The organism is Microcystis aeruginosa NIES-2549 (genome assembly GCF_000981785.2).
In the GTDB taxonomy this organism is placed as follows: Bacteria; Cyanobacteriota; Cyanobacteriia; order Cyanobacteriales; family Microcystaceae; genus Microcystis; species Microcystis aeruginosa_C.
In genome coordinates, this window is the sequence record NZ_CP011304.1 from 1,788,867 (window position 1) to 1,803,325 (window position 14,459).

General features: G+C 42.0%; 16 protein-coding genes. 13 read left to right on the forward strand and 3 right to left on the reverse strand.

Features of this window, described 5'->3' with window-relative positions:
* Window positions 1–227: 227 nt before the first annotated feature.
* The 7 genes from tig (at window position 228) to myaer_RS08605 (ending at window position 6,125) form a co-directional block, all read left to right on the forward strand.
* Window positions 228–1,625 carry a trigger factor gene (gene tig, locus myaer_RS08570; protein ID WP_046661798.1) on the forward strand — a complete coding sequence of 466 codons (1,398 nt, stop codon included), beginning with the start codon at window positions 228–230 and terminating at the stop codon, window positions 1,623–1,625.
* A 291-nt stretch (window positions 1,626–1,916) separates the two neighbouring features.
* Window positions 1,917–2,618, forward strand: a complete 702-nt coding sequence (gene clpP / locus myaer_RS08580; protein WP_002797385.1) for an ATP-dependent Clp endopeptidase proteolytic subunit ClpP — start codon at window positions 1,917–1,919, stop codon at window positions 2,616–2,618.
* Window positions 2,619–2,628: 10 nt separating this feature from the next.
* The gene (gene clpX, locus myaer_RS08585) at window positions 2,629–3,963 is read left to right on the forward strand and encodes an ATP-dependent protease ATP-binding subunit ClpX (RefSeq protein ID WP_046661801.1); all 1,335 of its coding nucleotides are present in this window, start codon (window positions 2,629–2,631) and stop codon (window positions 3,961–3,963) included.
* A gap of 21 nt (window positions 3,964–3,984) precedes the next feature.
* A complete protein-coding gene (locus myaer_RS08590) occupies window positions 3,985–4,194 on the forward strand; it encodes a hypothetical protein (protein WP_004160464.1) in 210 nt (69 codons plus the stop codon).
* Window positions 4,172–5,029, forward strand: coding sequence for an alpha/beta fold hydrolase (locus tag myaer_RS08595; protein WP_046661802.1), 858 nt, complete (start codon window positions 4,172–4,174; stop codon window positions 5,027–5,029). Before myaer_RS08590 ends, myaer_RS08595 begins: the two co-directional genes overlap by 23 nt.
* A gap of 15 nt (window positions 5,030–5,044) precedes the next feature.
* Window positions 5,045–5,269, forward strand: coding sequence for a peptidylprolyl isomerase (locus myaer_RS08600; protein WP_103672700.1), 225 nt, complete (start codon window positions 5,045–5,047; stop codon window positions 5,267–5,269).
* Window positions 5,270–5,756: 487 nt separating this feature from the next.
* A complete protein-coding gene (locus myaer_RS08605) occupies window positions 5,757–6,125 on the forward strand; it encodes a helix-turn-helix domain-containing protein (RefSeq protein WP_235614824.1) in 369 nt (122 codons plus the stop codon).
* Window positions 6,126–6,208: 83 nt separating this feature from the next.
* Here myaer_RS08605 and myaer_RS08610 read toward each other — a convergent pair whose 3' ends face one another.
* Both myaer_RS08610 and myaer_RS08615 read right to left on the reverse strand, forming a co-directional pair.
* The gene (locus myaer_RS08610; protein WP_327348093.1) at window positions 6,209–7,090 is read right to left on the reverse strand and encodes a transposase family protein; all 882 of its coding nucleotides are present in this window, start codon (window positions 7,088–7,090) and stop codon (window positions 6,209–6,211) included.
* A 154-nt stretch (window positions 7,091–7,244) separates the two neighbouring features.
* Window positions 7,245–7,439: a hypothetical protein gene (locus tag myaer_RS08615; RefSeq protein WP_046661804.1), complete on the reverse strand. Its 195-nt coding sequence runs from the start codon at window positions 7,437–7,439 to the stop codon at window positions 7,245–7,247.
* A 112-nt stretch (window positions 7,440–7,551) separates the two neighbouring features.
* On the opposite strand from myaer_RS08615, the gene myaer_RS08620 reads away from it, so the two are divergent.
* The 4 genes from myaer_RS08620 to myaer_RS08635 all read left to right on the forward strand — a co-directional run bounded on the left by myaer_RS08620 (window position 7,552) and on the right by myaer_RS08635 (window position 13,042).
* Window positions 7,552–7,725: a hypothetical protein gene (locus myaer_RS08620; RefSeq protein ID WP_235614853.1), complete on the forward strand. Its 174-nt coding sequence runs from the start codon at window positions 7,552–7,554 to the stop codon at window positions 7,723–7,725.
* A 57-nt stretch (window positions 7,726–7,782) separates the two neighbouring features.
* Window positions 7,783–10,497: a peptidase domain-containing ABC transporter gene (locus myaer_RS08625; RefSeq protein ID WP_046663662.1), complete on the forward strand. Its 2,715-nt coding sequence runs from the start codon at window positions 7,783–7,785 to the stop codon at window positions 10,495–10,497.
* A gap of 33 nt (window positions 10,498–10,530) precedes the next feature.
* Window positions 10,531–12,225, forward strand: a complete 1,695-nt coding sequence (locus myaer_RS08630; RefSeq protein ID WP_046661805.1) for an HlyD family efflux transporter periplasmic adaptor subunit — start codon at window positions 10,531–10,533, stop codon at window positions 12,223–12,225.
* A gap of 79 nt (window positions 12,226–12,304) precedes the next feature.
* Window positions 12,305–13,042, forward strand: a complete 738-nt coding sequence (locus myaer_RS08635; RefSeq protein ID WP_046661806.1) for a peptidylprolyl isomerase — start codon at window positions 12,305–12,307, stop codon at window positions 13,040–13,042.
* A 103-nt stretch (window positions 13,043–13,145) separates the two neighbouring features.
* Here myaer_RS08635 and myaer_RS08640 read toward each other — a convergent pair whose 3' ends face one another.
* Complete coding sequence (locus myaer_RS08640) at window positions 13,146–13,331, reverse strand: hypothetical protein (protein WP_046661807.1); 186 nt, start codon at window positions 13,329–13,331, stop codon at window positions 13,146–13,148.
* Between the two features lie 444 nt (window positions 13,332–13,775).
* On the opposite strand from myaer_RS08640, the gene myaer_RS08645 reads away from it, so the two are divergent.
* Window positions 13,776–14,138, forward strand: coding sequence for a DUF6972 family protein (locus tag myaer_RS08645; protein ID WP_002738203.1), 363 nt, complete (start codon window positions 13,776–13,778; stop codon window positions 14,136–14,138).
* Window positions 14,098–14,388 (forward strand): hypothetical protein, encoded by a 291-nt coding sequence (locus myaer_RS08650; protein ID WP_002737941.1) that lies wholly within the window; start codon window positions 14,098–14,100, stop codon window positions 14,386–14,388. The genes myaer_RS08645 and myaer_RS08650 overlap by 41 nt, the downstream gene beginning before the upstream one ends.
* Window positions 14,389–14,459: the final 71 nt, after the last annotated feature.

A 14,459-nucleotide genomic window follows, 5' to 3' on the forward strand; every position in this document is an offset into this window, starting at 1 on the left:
GCTTGATCGGCTTTTGATCGCCAAAAATTTCTGATTGGGCCTGACCGCCCCGAGGACGGAATAAATTAAATATACCCCATTGACCGCTAAAATAAAAAGATTGTGACAGCTTGGGGAACAACTGCAGCTATTCCCCTAGAATATCATGAGCGGGACGGATCCACCGCAGGCGCGAACACCGCTCACCCTATTATAAACGTTCCTTGTCGTAAGAGCTAGAAAAATCAATGAAAGTTATTCAGGAAAAGCTTCCTGCCAGTCAGATAGGTTTAGAAATTGAAATTCCCGCCGAAACCACGAAAAACACCCACGAGAAAGTGGTAAATAATTTAGCGAAGTCGGCCAATATACCCGGTTTTCGCCCCGGCAAGGTTCCCCGTCAGATTCTTCTGCAAAGATTGGGTTCTAAAGCTGTAAAAGCGGCGGTAATTGAGGAATTAATCGAAAATTGTCTCGAATCTGCCCTAAAACAGGAGGGGATCGAGTCCCTGGGTACTCCGCAGCTATTGTCTCAGTTTGAGGATTTGATCGCTGCCTATGAACCGGGTAAAGCTTTGACTTTTTCAGTTTCCGTGGATGTGGCCCCGACAATTATTCTCGGAGATTACGAAAATCTGAGCGTTACTGCCGAAGAAACCGTTTATGATCCCGAATCCGTGGAAAATTGGTTTAAAGAGCGTCAAGAACAGTTAGCGACATTGGTTCCCGTGGAAGATCGCGGGGCGCAGCTGGGAGATGTGGCGATCGTTGATTATCGAGGAAAATCCGCCGAAACTGGCGAAGATATCCCGGATATTGACGGCGAAGATCTGCGGGTGGATATGGAACCAGGACGCTTTATCGAGGGGATGGTAGAAGGAATTGTCGGCATGAAACCGGAAGAAGTCAAAGAGATGACTTTAACTTTCCCGGAAGATTATCCCAAAGAAGATGTGGCAGCAAAAGCGGTAATCTTTACCATTACGATGAAAGAGTTAAAAGCGAAGGAATTACCAGAGCTTGACGACGATTTTGCCCAAGAAGTCAGCGATCAGGAAACAATCGCCGAATTAAGAGCAAGTTTAGAGAAACGCTTCCAAGAACAAGCGGAGAAGGAAACCAAAGACAGCATTTATGATGCTTTAACTCAGGAATTAGTCAAGGGTGCGACTTTAGATTTACCGGAGACGCTGATCGAAAAGGAAGTGACGCATATTTTGACCCAAAGCTTCATGCAGTTCCAACAAATGGGGCTAGATGTCAACCAGTTGTTTACAAAAGATAATATTCCCAAAATGCGGGAAAGCGCTCGTCCCGATGCGCTCGAAAGTCTGAAACAGACTCTCGTGGTGCAGGAATTGGCTAAAGTCGCGGGCATTGAAGTCAGTCCCGAAGCGGTAACGGAAAAAATCGCTAAAATCATGGCCCAATTGTCCGATCGCGACATAGATAGGCAGCGTCTGGAACAGGTGATCACCGAAGAAATCCTGGCGGAAAACACCCTGGAATGGCTGAAAGGAAAAGCTACTATCACCCTCGTCCCCAAAGGTTCCCTAGAGGAGGAAGCAAGCGAGGAGGAGGAAACAGAAGAAACCTTCGCATTCACCGAAGTGGAAGTGTTGGCAGCCGAGGCTGAGGAAGAATAACCCTTGGCTATCTTGAAGTCGTCAGCCTTTTAGCCGTCAGCCGTCAGCCATCAGCTTTTTTCTCCCGATATCCCTGTTCACTGATGGCTGATAACTGATAACTGATCACTGATAACTGATAACTGATCACTGATAACTGATCACTGATAACTGATAACTGATTGCTGCCAACCGGGGGAAACTTAGGGCATAATAGATGGACAGAAGTGCTAAAGATGCTTAACATTTGCCAGTAAAAGCTCCACAGCCAAGCAAAACCCCTAAGATTGTGATAGCGGAACCGAAAAAATTATGCTCGAATCGAGATCACCTGACTACCCAATTACCAGTAATTGTCGCCCTGCTATCTACGCCAACACGGGGAGAAACTCCCTAGCTAACGTTTTACCCGTGGTAATCGAACAGTCTGGCATGGGTGAACGGGCTTTTGATATCTATTCTCGACTCCTGCGCGAGAGAATTGTCTTTCTGGGAACCCCCGTCGATGATCAGGTCGCTGATTCGATCGTCGCCCAACTCCTCTACTTGGAGGCAGAAGATCCCGAAAAGGATATCCAACTTTATATCAACTCCCCCGGTGGTTCCGTTTATGCCGGACTAGCTATCTACGACACCATGCAACAAATTCGCCCCGACGTGGCGACAATTTGTTTCGGTTTAGCCGCTAGTATGGGAGCATTCCTGCTTTGTGGTGGCGCGGCAGGTAAACGGATGTCCCTACCCAGTAGCCGGATCATGATTCACCAACCCCTCGGCGGCGCCCAAGGTCAAGCTAGTGATATCGCCATCCAAGCCAAAGAGATCCTCTATATTAAACAGAGACTCAATACCATGCTGGCTCATCACACCGGTCAACCCTACGATCGCATCGCCAACGACACCGAACGGGACTTTTTCATGTCCGCCGTCGAAGCTAAAGAATATGGGTTAATCGATCAGGTGATTTCCCGTCCCGAACTGCCCGATCCTACCGTTCCCGTTACTTCCCTGTAAATAATAAACTATGTCTAAATACGACTCCCACCTCAAGTGTTCATTTTGCGGCAAATCCCAGGAACAAGTGCGAAAATTAATCGCCGGGCCGGGGGTCTATATTTGTGACGAGTGTGTGGAACTGTGTAACGAAATTCTCGATGAGGAATTGATGGAACCGCCCAGTCCGGTCGCCCCAGTGGAGGAACGTCCCAACAAACGGCGATCGGGCCAAAACAAAACCACTTGGGAACAAATTCCCAAACCAAGAGAGATTAAAAAATACCTCGATGACTACGTTATCGGTCAAAATGAGGCGAAAAAAGTGCTTTCTGTGGCCGTTTATAACCATTACAAACGCCTCAAAGATATCCAAACCCAAAAAGCCGGTGGCGGTAGTCCAGAAGATAGCATCGAACTGCAAAAATCCAATATTCTGTTAATCGGGCCGACGGGATCGGGAAAAACCCTTCTAGCTCAAACTCTTGCTAAAATCCTCGATGTACCTTTTGCCGTCGCCGATGCCACCACTTTAACCGAGGCCGGTTATGTGGGGGAAGATGTGGAAAATATTCTCTTGCGTCTGTTGCAAGTGGCAGATTTAGACGTGGAAGAAGCGCAGCGGGGCATTATCTACATCGATGAAATCGATAAAATTGCCCGCAAGAGCGAAAATACCTCGATTACCCGGGATGTGTCCGGAGAAGGGGTACAGCAAGCTTTACTGAAAATGTTAGAGGGAACGATCGCCAATGTTCCCCCCCAAGGCGGCCGCAAACACCCCTATCAGGATTGTATTCAGATTGACACCAGCAATATCCTGTTTATCTGCGGTGGGGCGTTTGTCGGTTTAGATAAGGTGATCGATCAGCGTCTCGGTAAAAAATCCATGGGCTTTATTCAACCGGGAGATGGCCAAGCTAGTAAGGATAAGGTAGCGGCAGGGTTATTAAAACAAATGACTCCCGATGATTTAGTCAAATTTGGCATGATTCCAGAGTTTGTCGGTCGGATTCCCGTCCTAGCGGCGCTTTCACCCCTGGATGAGGAAGCTTTAATCGCTATCCTGACGCAACCCCGCAACGCTTTGGTGAAACAGTATCAAAAACTGTTGAAGATGGACAATGTACAGTTAGAGTTTAAATCTGATGCCGTCCTAGCGATCGCCCAAGAGGCCTATCGTCGCAAAACTGGGGCCCGGGCCCTACGGGGTATTGTCGAGGAATTAATGCTCGATGTCATGTACGAATTGCCCTCGCGCAAGGACGTGAAACGCTGTTTAATCACCCGCGAAATGGTGGAAAAACGTTCCACGGCAGAGCTATTGGTTCATCCTTCCTCTCTACCTAGTCAAGAATCCGCTTAAGGGGAAAAATCGAGGTTAACCATGCTGAACACCGTTCCTGCGATCATCAAAGAAGGCCGGATCGAACTCCTCGAATCCGTGCCGATTCCAGAGGGTACTAGGGTTTTAGTCACCCTCATCCCGGAGGAGACAAACTCGGATTTCTGGCAAAAAGTCAGCGAAACTGCACTGGCTAAGATTTGGGATAATCTGGAAGACGACATCTATCATGAAAACTCAAATAATCGATAAAACAGTCACTGTCCGCGGTGTTCCCCACTATTACGAGTGGATTCGACAGTCGGAATCTGCCCAGAAAAAGCCAGTCATGGTGTTTATTCATGGTTGGGGAGGATCGGGACGCTATTGGCGATCGACGGCTGCGGCAATTTGCGATCGCTTTGATTGTTTATTGTACGATATGCGCGGTTTTGGTCGGTCTAAATTGCCGGAAAAATCCCCCGATCTTTCCTACGATTTAGAAGAATATGCCCTTGATTTAGCATTGTTTTTAGATAGTTTGGAAATTGAAAAAATCTATCTAAATAGTCACTCTATGGGGGCATCGGTGGCGACTTTTTTTATTACTATGTACCCCGAAAGAGTGGTCAAAGCAGTTTTAACCTGTAATGGCATTTTTGAGTATAATAAAGCGGCTTTTGCTGCCTTTCATAAATTCGGTAAGTATGTGGTACAGTTTCGTTATGATTGGTTTTTAAAAGTCCCTTTTGCCGATCAATTATTTATGGCGAGATTTTTGCATCGATCGATCCCAAAATCAGAAAGAATTGCTTTTTTAGAAGATTTTTTAGCGGCAGATTACGAGGCCGCCCTAGGCACAATTTATACATCTGTGAGTGAAAAGGCAGTGGAAATTATGCCTGGTAAATTTGCAGAGATTAAGGTACCAACTCTTTTAGTATCAGGGGAAAAAGATATTATTATCCCTGCCAAAATGGGCAAAATGGCGGCGGATTTGAATAATAATATCCAGTATGTGGAGATGGCTAATACCGCTCACTTTCCCATGTTAGAAGATGCCCCTACTTATCTACAAAAATTGCAAGATTTTTTAGAAATTAATTAGGGTTTGCTAGGGGAAATGAGTTTCTATGATGTGACTGACAAGTATATTGAGGATAAAGAGTTACGCCGTCAGGGTGGATATTTGGGGGTACAGCGTCGCCAGGATTTAAGACCAGAAATATCTGCTGCTGTGTTTGCTACGAAACCTCCTCAGTTGCTTAAACCTATTGTGAAAGCTAAAGGGATAAGCTTGATTTTAGTGGAGGAAATTATACAGCGGAATTGGATGATAAGTACCTAAGCAAAATTAATTACACATATCTAACTACCTCTTACCTTCTGGGCTCTTCTCAAATTTGTGTGATAATTTTTGCTTATGTAAGGTTAAATGTTTACTGGTCAGGACTTTTAGGACTATTTTGAAAGAAGAAACTATCAGTATAGACCTCGTTTCCACACAGAAACCAGAAGAGCCATAAATGAACAACACTATGTTAAGGAATGTAAAAGAGGCGGTTTTCGCTGCTGCATACAGCTTTCTACCCTATTTACAAAACTTTATACAGCAGCGAAAACTTATGTCCGACTACTTAAACCAGAAGTATCTGGTATAATGCTCAAAAAGCATGGGCGACATACACCGTGCTAACTGCCCACCATCTGTTCTACGAGTACGAGGTAATACCCGTGTCTAATTGATTTATACCGCAAATACGCAACGCCAAATTTTGTTTTGCAAAGATGTCGCAGATTGTCCAAAATCCTCTAATGTCAATGAGTATCAGCTTATGAAATCATCTCAAATTGGTATTAATTTTCCCAATAACTCTGGTCGATTTCTCAGTGCTTTTCAGAGAAAACACTTAGAAAAAAGCCTAGAAAAAGGGTTGTCTAAGCGCCATTTTCAACGAATTCAAATTATGCTGCTGGCAGATGAGGGTAAAACCCAAACCCAAATTTGCCAAGAGTTGGGCTGTTCCCATAGTACAGCACGCCATTGGATAACCCTCGCCAAGTCTGGTCAGGCTCACCAGTGGAATATTGGCCCAATTGGCAGACCTCAAACTGTAGACGAGGAATGCTTGCAGCGTTTGAGGAAGTTAGTCAGTCAAAGCCCTAGAGAAGTTAAAGTCCCTCACCGTGATTTTAGTTATTAGACCTCTCCAAAAATTTATAAGTCAGTCACAGCAAGGAAGAGAGGCAGATTAGACCAAGAGTCAAAATTAGCTCTCAAAACCGATTAATCAGGGTTTGAAGAGACAAAATCCAATTTTGACGGAAAACTATGGCTAATTATAACGTCAATTACTTCCCCTGATTGCTCCCCTTCTATTACTTCTAAAATTAGCGCACTAATTCTCAACCTTACTAAGCCACAAACGGTCAGTAAAACCGATTTATATCGACTTTTATTTAATCTAAATCTTTCTTGAACTACTTTAAATACTTTGACAACTCGAATTAAATGCTCAACAAAAATTCGCCGAGATGATAAAACTTTATTTTCTTTAATTTGATTCTCGGTTAATTCTCCATTCTTAGGTTTTTTATCAGGAGTTCTGATTTGATTTTCTCCTAGGTAAGCTTTATCTCCAATAAAAGTTTGTTGAGAATCGAATTTGCTTAAAGTTTGCCGACAGATTTTTATGTCGCTCGTCGGACCAGGTTGACCAATAACTACATCAACAATATCTTCAGCTTTTGGCAAGACAATAAATTGACTTTTTAAAGTATGTCTTTTTTGCTTTCCCGAATAATATATTTTTTGTTCTTGATAATCGGTCGGCCTCTCCACGGGCTGTTCTGCGCTATCGACAATCAACTCATAATCCCTTAATTGTTCAATTATTATTTCCTCTTCTTGGCACTTCTTTATTTGTTCTAACAAACTTGGCGGTAACTCTCCTTCAAAAAGTTTTTGCCAATAGGTAAAGATATTATGAGCCGTTGATTCACTCACTTGAAATATTAGTCCTAAGATTTGAAAGCTTAGATGATGTCTTAAATAAACCAACATTAGAACAATTTGTTCCTCTTCTGATAATTTACTGACAGGGGGACAAGACCTCTCAAAGCATTGTCCACAAAGGTTTTGAGGCTCCTCAGTTACAAACAGATACATCGCTTTCAGCCAAAAAGCTAACGAAATAATCAGGGATTTGGGCGAGCTTACTAGAAATATTTATCAACAACGGGGGGTGAGCTGCATCGAACTTTTTCGCTCCAACACCCCAAAAAGCTTGTGATGTAAGGAGTTCAGCCAGCTTGTCCCCCTGTCAGGATAATTTAGGAGGTGTTCCGCTTCCTGGTTGATTAATCCTAATTTTGGTTTTTTCGATTTCTGATTGGTTTTTCCGATGTATAAGTTTTCCAAGTGCCATCAGTTGTTCTAGTTGTTGGTAGTCAATTCCTAATAGTCTTTTAGTTTGTTTCGGATATTTTTGAATGTATTCCCAAGTGTAGTTTTTCATGGCTTTTTTGAGTTACTATTTGTTTTATTATATCCTATATATTGTGATTTAATTAAATTATGGAGAGGTCTATTCGGCTTCCCGATGGACTGCTAAGAAACTCAGCGAGCACCTGAGCGCAGAATTAGGAATTAAAATCAGCGATCGCCATATCAACAGACTACTCAAACAAATGGGTTTATCTACCAGACCAAAATCGAATAACCTTGAAAAAAATGAGCCGAAAAAATCCAGTAAAAGCGGCATTGTGATTAGGGACATTCCAGAGGAGGTGGCATTTTCTTAATCATCATGAAAAATCTATTAAGTGCTATTAAGTGTTGGCAACACTATCGAGGGAGAAATGACTACCAAAGAATATCTATCTGGTCTAATCGGTCAATTTTTATCAGAAGAGGATTTAGCCAGTTTAGTTGAGTCGGCTGAATTTTCAAAACCTAACCCCGGTTTGTTGTTGGAAAGTATCTCAGCATCCGATGGCTTATATATTTTGGTCGCTGGCAAAGTAAGACTGGTTAACAGTAGCCTGGACTTAATTAGCACCCTGCATCCGGCTCAACTATTTGGGGAATGTACTTTGTTTCCTGAAGCCGGTTTTTTAGATTATGCTGTCAGGGTTTCGCCTCAAGCAGAGCTATGTTATATTCCCGGTAAAGTTTTGCGCTCTATCATTCATAAAAATTCCCGATTTAAGGAGTATTTGTACAATTTAGCTACCGCTAAAGATAATGAACAAAAAAGGAAATTTTCCATAAATACTCAACTAGATTTATCCGTAAACGACGACCAGGAACTAATTGCGGGAATTAGCACAATCAAAGATGAAATATATCTAAAAACCCACAAGCAAAAAGTTAACAAGGCTTATTTCCCTAGCCCCACTCAGCGCGTTACTCATCTATGGCAGCATATTACTAGACGCTATCCTTTTTTTGAGCAACAAAGTGGTTCTGACTGTGGTGCTGCTTGTTTAGTAATGGTTGCCCGTTATTGGGGCAAAAAGTTTAGTGTCAACCGCATTCGAGATATTGCTAATGTAGATGCCAATGGGGCTTCTTTGCGAGGACTATCCGCTGCGGCGGAAAGTATCGGATTTTCCACTAGACCAGTTAAAGCCAGTATTGACCAACTAGCTAAACAAAAATTACCCGCAATCGCTCACTGGGAAGGCAAACATTATATCGTAGTTTATGAAATCACTCGCAATCAAGTCATTGTTGCTGACCCTGCTATTGGTCAACGGAGTTTAACATATCCAGAATTTAAAACAGGTTGGCAGGGTTATACACTACTCCTACAACCGACAGCTTTAATCAAGGAACTCAAAAATCATACTACCCCATTTTGGCAATTTTTTAATTTAGCCAGTCCTCACGGTCAAGTATTACTAGAAGTATTTATTGCTTCCTTAGTCATTCAAATTTTCGGATTAGTTACCCCACTATTTACTCAGTTACTCCTCGACCGGGTAGTTGTTCAAGGCAGTACATTAACCTTAACGGCTGTGGGATTAGGGTTAGTCATTTTTGGTTTATTTCGGGTTGCTTTGACCGGATTACGACAATATCTCCTCGACCACACTGCCAACAAAGTAAATTTAGCCATGATTGTGGGATTTATTACCCACACTTTCCGATTACCCCTGCGTTTTTTTGAGTTTCGCTATGTGGGGGATATCATGGCCAGGGTGCAGGAAAACCGCAAGATTGAGAGATTTCTAACGGGTGAAGCCCTATCTATTGTATTAGATTTACTCACGGTCTTTATCTATGTGGGACTTATGTTCTGGTATAGCTGGAAAATGGCTTTACTGGCATTAGTCATTGTGCCACCTTTTTTCCTGCTTGCTATCATTGCTACTCCTTTCCTACAAAAGATATCCAGAGAAATATTTGCGGCCTTAGCGGAAGAAAGTGGTTATTTAATCCAATCTTTGACTGGTGTACGCACGGTCAAATCTCTGGCAATTGAGCAAGTAGTGCGCTGGCGTTGGGAGGAGTTTCTCAACAAGTCAATTCGCAAAAACTTTTCTGGGCAGATTATTAGCAACCGACTCCAAGTATTTAGCTTAACCATTGAATCTTTAGTGACCACTGGGCTGCTTTGGTTTGGGGCTTGGTTAGTGATTCAAGGAGAATTAACCATCGGGCAGTTGGTGGCTTTTAATATGTTAATTGGCAATGTAATAAACCCTTTTCAGCGGTTAACGGTTCTATGGAATGAGTTACAGGAGGTAATTATTGCAGTGGAGCGAATTAATGATGTGATTGATACCGAACCAGAGGAAGATTTGCAATCTCAGGCTCGTTATTATTTAACAGATTTACGAGGAGATATTATTTTTGACAAGGTGACATTTCGTTACCACCCAGAAAGCGAAACTAATGTTTTAGAGAATCTCAGCTTTGAAATCAAAGCCGGACAGACTGTAGCTTTAGTGGGGCGTTCTGGTTCAGGAAAAACTACTATTTCTAAGCTAGTTTTGGGGCTATATACCCCTACAGATGGGAAGATTTTCATTGATGGTCATGACATAACTAGCATTTCTTTATCTTCTTTGCGTCAAAGGGTTGGTGTTGTTGACCAGGATACTTTTTTATTTGGTGGCACAATTCGGGACAACTTGACCCTAGCGCGACCTTCTGCAACTCAGGCGGAAATTATCGAAGCCGCTCAATTAGCAGGTGCTGACGAGTTTATTCAAAAGTTACCGATGAGTTATGAAACCCAGATTGGTGAAGGTGGAGGGTTATTGTCTGGTGGTCAACGGCAAAGATTAGCCATCGCTAGGGCGTTATTAGGCAATCCTCGTCTATTGATTTTTGATGAGGCAACTTCCCACTTAGATGTGGAGTCGGAGCGAATTATTCAGACTAATTTGAATAGAATTCTTAAGGGACGTACTACATTAATTATTGCCCATCGCTTATCTACCGTTAGAAATGCTCATATAATTTTAGTTTTAGATAGAGGAGTATTAATAGAGCAAGGAAATCACGAGCAGTTAATGGCAAAAAAAGGGCATTACTACTATTTAAATCATCAGCAACTTAACTAATGTTCATAAATCTGAGCAAGATTTTCATAAATTATGACCCAGTTTAATGAGATTAACCAAGCAGACTTAAATGGTCGTAAAAGCGACCAAAATCTACCAGGAAGTAACCTAAATTCTTCGGCGGATTGGTCTTTTGCCACAAAGGAACTGTTGGATGCGTTACCTCAGCGGTGGACGCGAGGACTGCTCTATTTTTTAATCGTTTTTGTGGCGATCGCTTTGCCCTGGGGAATGTTGTCTCGGGTAGATGAAACGGGTAGTGCTAGGGGACGGTTAGAACCGCAAGGTGGTACAATTAAGCAAAAGCTAAATTTAACCTATACATCTGCGGCTCTTAATTCCCAAACGGCTAAAGTTGAAATGCTAAATATTGAAGAAGGAGACATGGTAAAAGCTGGGGATATTTTAATGGAACTGGACAGTCTCCCTATTCGTGAGCGAATTACCCAACTGCAAATTCAACTACAAAGTCAAAATAATCGGCTGAATGCACTAAAGCAACAAAAAAATCAGCTAGAAACCGAACTGCGTACCCAAGAACGGCAAAATCAGTCCCAACAATTAGAGAAACTATCTCAGGTAGAACAAGCTCGACAAACCTTTCAGTCTCTTAAGACAACATACAATTTGCAAGAACAGGAAAAACTGACTCAAATTGCTCAAGCGGAGCAAAATCTGGCAGCACTCAGAAGAACCTTAAATTTACAAAGAGAAGAGAAACTGACTCAAGTTGCCCAAGCCAAACAACAGTTAGAGGATAGCAACACCGCTTATAATTTAGCAGAATTGCGCTTACAAAAAGCCTTGAGGGAAGTCGAACGTTACCAGAATCTTTTCCATAATGGGGTGATAGCGGAAGTTCGGGTCGTTGAACAGGAAAATATCGCCGATGAAAGACAAAGTATTTGGAAGCAAAGTCAAGCAGATATTGAGCAAGCCAGACTGCGATTAGAAGAGCAGAAAAGCAGTTATGAGAGAATTGTTAATCAAGGGAAGGCGGATATTGAGCAAGCGGAGTTACGATTAATCGAACAAAAGAGGATTTATCAGAGAATTGTTAATCAAGGGGAAGCGGACATTGAGCAAGCGAAGTTGCGTTTAGCCGAGCAAGAGAATAGTGTTCAAACCCTTACTCATGCGGGGGAAATTGCTCTGTCTAAAATTCAAGAACAGCTAAAAAGTTTGGATAGCCAAATCAGTAGTCTTAAATCTGAGGTGACGCAAACAAAGAAAGAAATTGATTCTTTGAAGTTTGAGTTAGAGAAACGGATTGTTAGAGCCCAAGAAGGAGGCACTATTTTTAGTTTGCCGATTACTGGGGTGGGAGATGTGGTACAACAAGGAGGAATGATTGTAGAAATAGCGCCCCAAAAAGCGGATATTTTATTGAAAGCAGAAATGGCCACTACACAAAGTGGTTCATTACAGAAAGGAATGGCGGTTAAGATGAAGTTTGATGCTTATCCTTTTCAGGACTATGGGGTAGTTGATGGAAGTTTAATTAAAATTTCCCCAACCACCAAAATGCAAGAAACATCTCAGGGACGAGTAGCAATTTATGAACTAGAAATTGAGTTAAATAAAACTTGTATTCCTAGTGGAAATGACTGTATTCCATTACGTCCGGGAGATACGGCTACGGCTGAGGTGGTGGTGCGTCAGCGTCGCGTTATTGATTTTATTCTTGACCCATTCAAGAAGTTACAAAAAGGAGGTTTAGAATTTTAGAAAGCTTTTGTTCGAGGGCCTGTCATTCCCGCGAATTGCGGGAATCCATAAAAATGTTTTGATTACCCGGAGAAAGATTATGTCACAATCTGTTGCCATTACTGCTGAAGATATTCTGAAACAAGTTAAGCTATCTCTTCAAATTCCCGATATAATCGAGTCTATTATTAGTCGTCAGATTATTACTGATGCAGCTACGGAAGCCGGGATAACTGTGGATAATGAGGAACTTCAGCAAGCGGCGGATACTCTTAGACTTCTTCAGAAACTTCGTGGCGTACAAGAAACTTTTGCTTGGCTAGAGAAACACCATTTGTCTGTTGATGATTTAGAAGAAATTGCCTACATCACCGTTATTTCCGAAAAGTTGATGACTCATCTATTTGCCGAGAAAGTTGAGCCTTACTTTTATGAAAATCAATTAGATTATACTGGGGTAGTGATGTATGAAGTGGTGTTAGACGATGAAGATTTAGCGATGGAATTGTTTTATTCTATTCAGGAAGAGGAAATGAGTTTCTATGATGTAGCTCACCAATATATTCAGGATGTAGAATTGCGTCGCCAAGGAGGATATCGGGGAATATTGTCTCGTAAGGATTTGAAACCAGAGATTTCTGCGGCTGTTTTTGCGACGACACCACCAGAAGTTCTTAAACCGATTGTGACTTCTAAGGGAGTGCATTTGATTTTGGTGGAGGAGATCCTTCAGTCCGAGTTAGATAATAAGTTACGCTGTCAAATTGTTTCAGAGTTGTTTGGCGAGTGGGTTATCAATCAAATTGAGTCAGTGTCAGTTGTCACCAATTTGGGATGAATAGCACTAACACGAATATCATCCAGTCAGGTCAACCTAACTGGATGATAGAGATATTTTAGTAAAAACTGGGCTAGTTTCTTAACAAGAACCTGGAGTTTTTCTAATCCCAACAAATAGAGATAGAGCGCCATCTGGTTGTTTTATTTTGCCAACAAATAGTGATAGAACCACCGCCACCTAATGTATCAAGCATTTCCGAATCGGTCAAGTCAGTAAGGTAACTCTCAGAATCGGAGAACAAATCTGCACCAGCAGGACGTAAATCAGAAATAGTAATGTTAGCCATTTTCGGTTCCTCTTGGAATAAGTTTTACTTTGAGGTAATCAGATTAATTATGCTCTTCCTTTCCCTATGATTATTATTGTTGCCTAACTCTCAAATAATGACAATAGCTTGAGCAACTTTAAGGTTCATCTAACTAGCACAATTATGTCTCAAATTCACCGACCAAAACACCGTAATTTCATGTAGATTATGACCGCAAATTCCCATGATTTCGTATCACCGAGCTTTGTTTTTGAGACAGAACTAGCACAATTATGTCTTTTTTATATCTCTCTCCCCTGGGTTCGGGTGGTGGCGGGTCAAAAAAATAGCCCTATGCCCTAATGAGACTAAACTTTAGCGATGGGCCGATCGCTACTTTATTTTAAGATAGGCGATAAGCCTGACGGCATAGCGACCCTTACCGCTTTTTGTTATAGTAAGATGGCTAGTTAAACAAATCACATGAGTGGTATTAACAGAGAAATATATCTAGAAAACCGAACCAGTCTGATTGACAAACATTTACCCGAAACCGAAAAATCCCAAAGAGAACTGGAAATCGAAGGAATCGTCTATTTGTTTAACAATCGCCAGACAATGGAGAGAGTGGCAGAGGAAATTAAGCAAAGAGGAGAGAGAACGGGAGCAGCAGATTCAGAAGACAAATACGAACGCTATGGATTATTTTTTGCCGAACCAATTGGGTATATCCTAAAATTAGATGGAACGAGAATCCCTCTCCACTATGGAGAAATAAAAATAAAAAAAAGCACAGGAAAATATCATGTCATACCTCGTACCAGACCGCGCACCACAAAATCCTGAAAACGCAAAAACGCAAATTACGCCAACAGAAAAAACACAATGGGAATTTGCCGAAATCTGGGTAGATCCTTGGCTTTCACCCCCCTATATTCTGATGTTAGTTAAAGAACAATCCGGTAAATTCTCGATTCAAAATCCCGCACAAAACTATCAATCTATCTTTACCAGCGATACTTACGAAGAAAGTCTTATGTGGTTACTGGAAGATGAATATGAGCGAGTCACAGGTCGCTTTTGCCAACCAGAGTAAAAGCAAGGCGATAAGCCTATTTTACCCGAAAAAGAAACCCGGTTTCTGAGTCTCCGAGTTCTGCGCCAAGA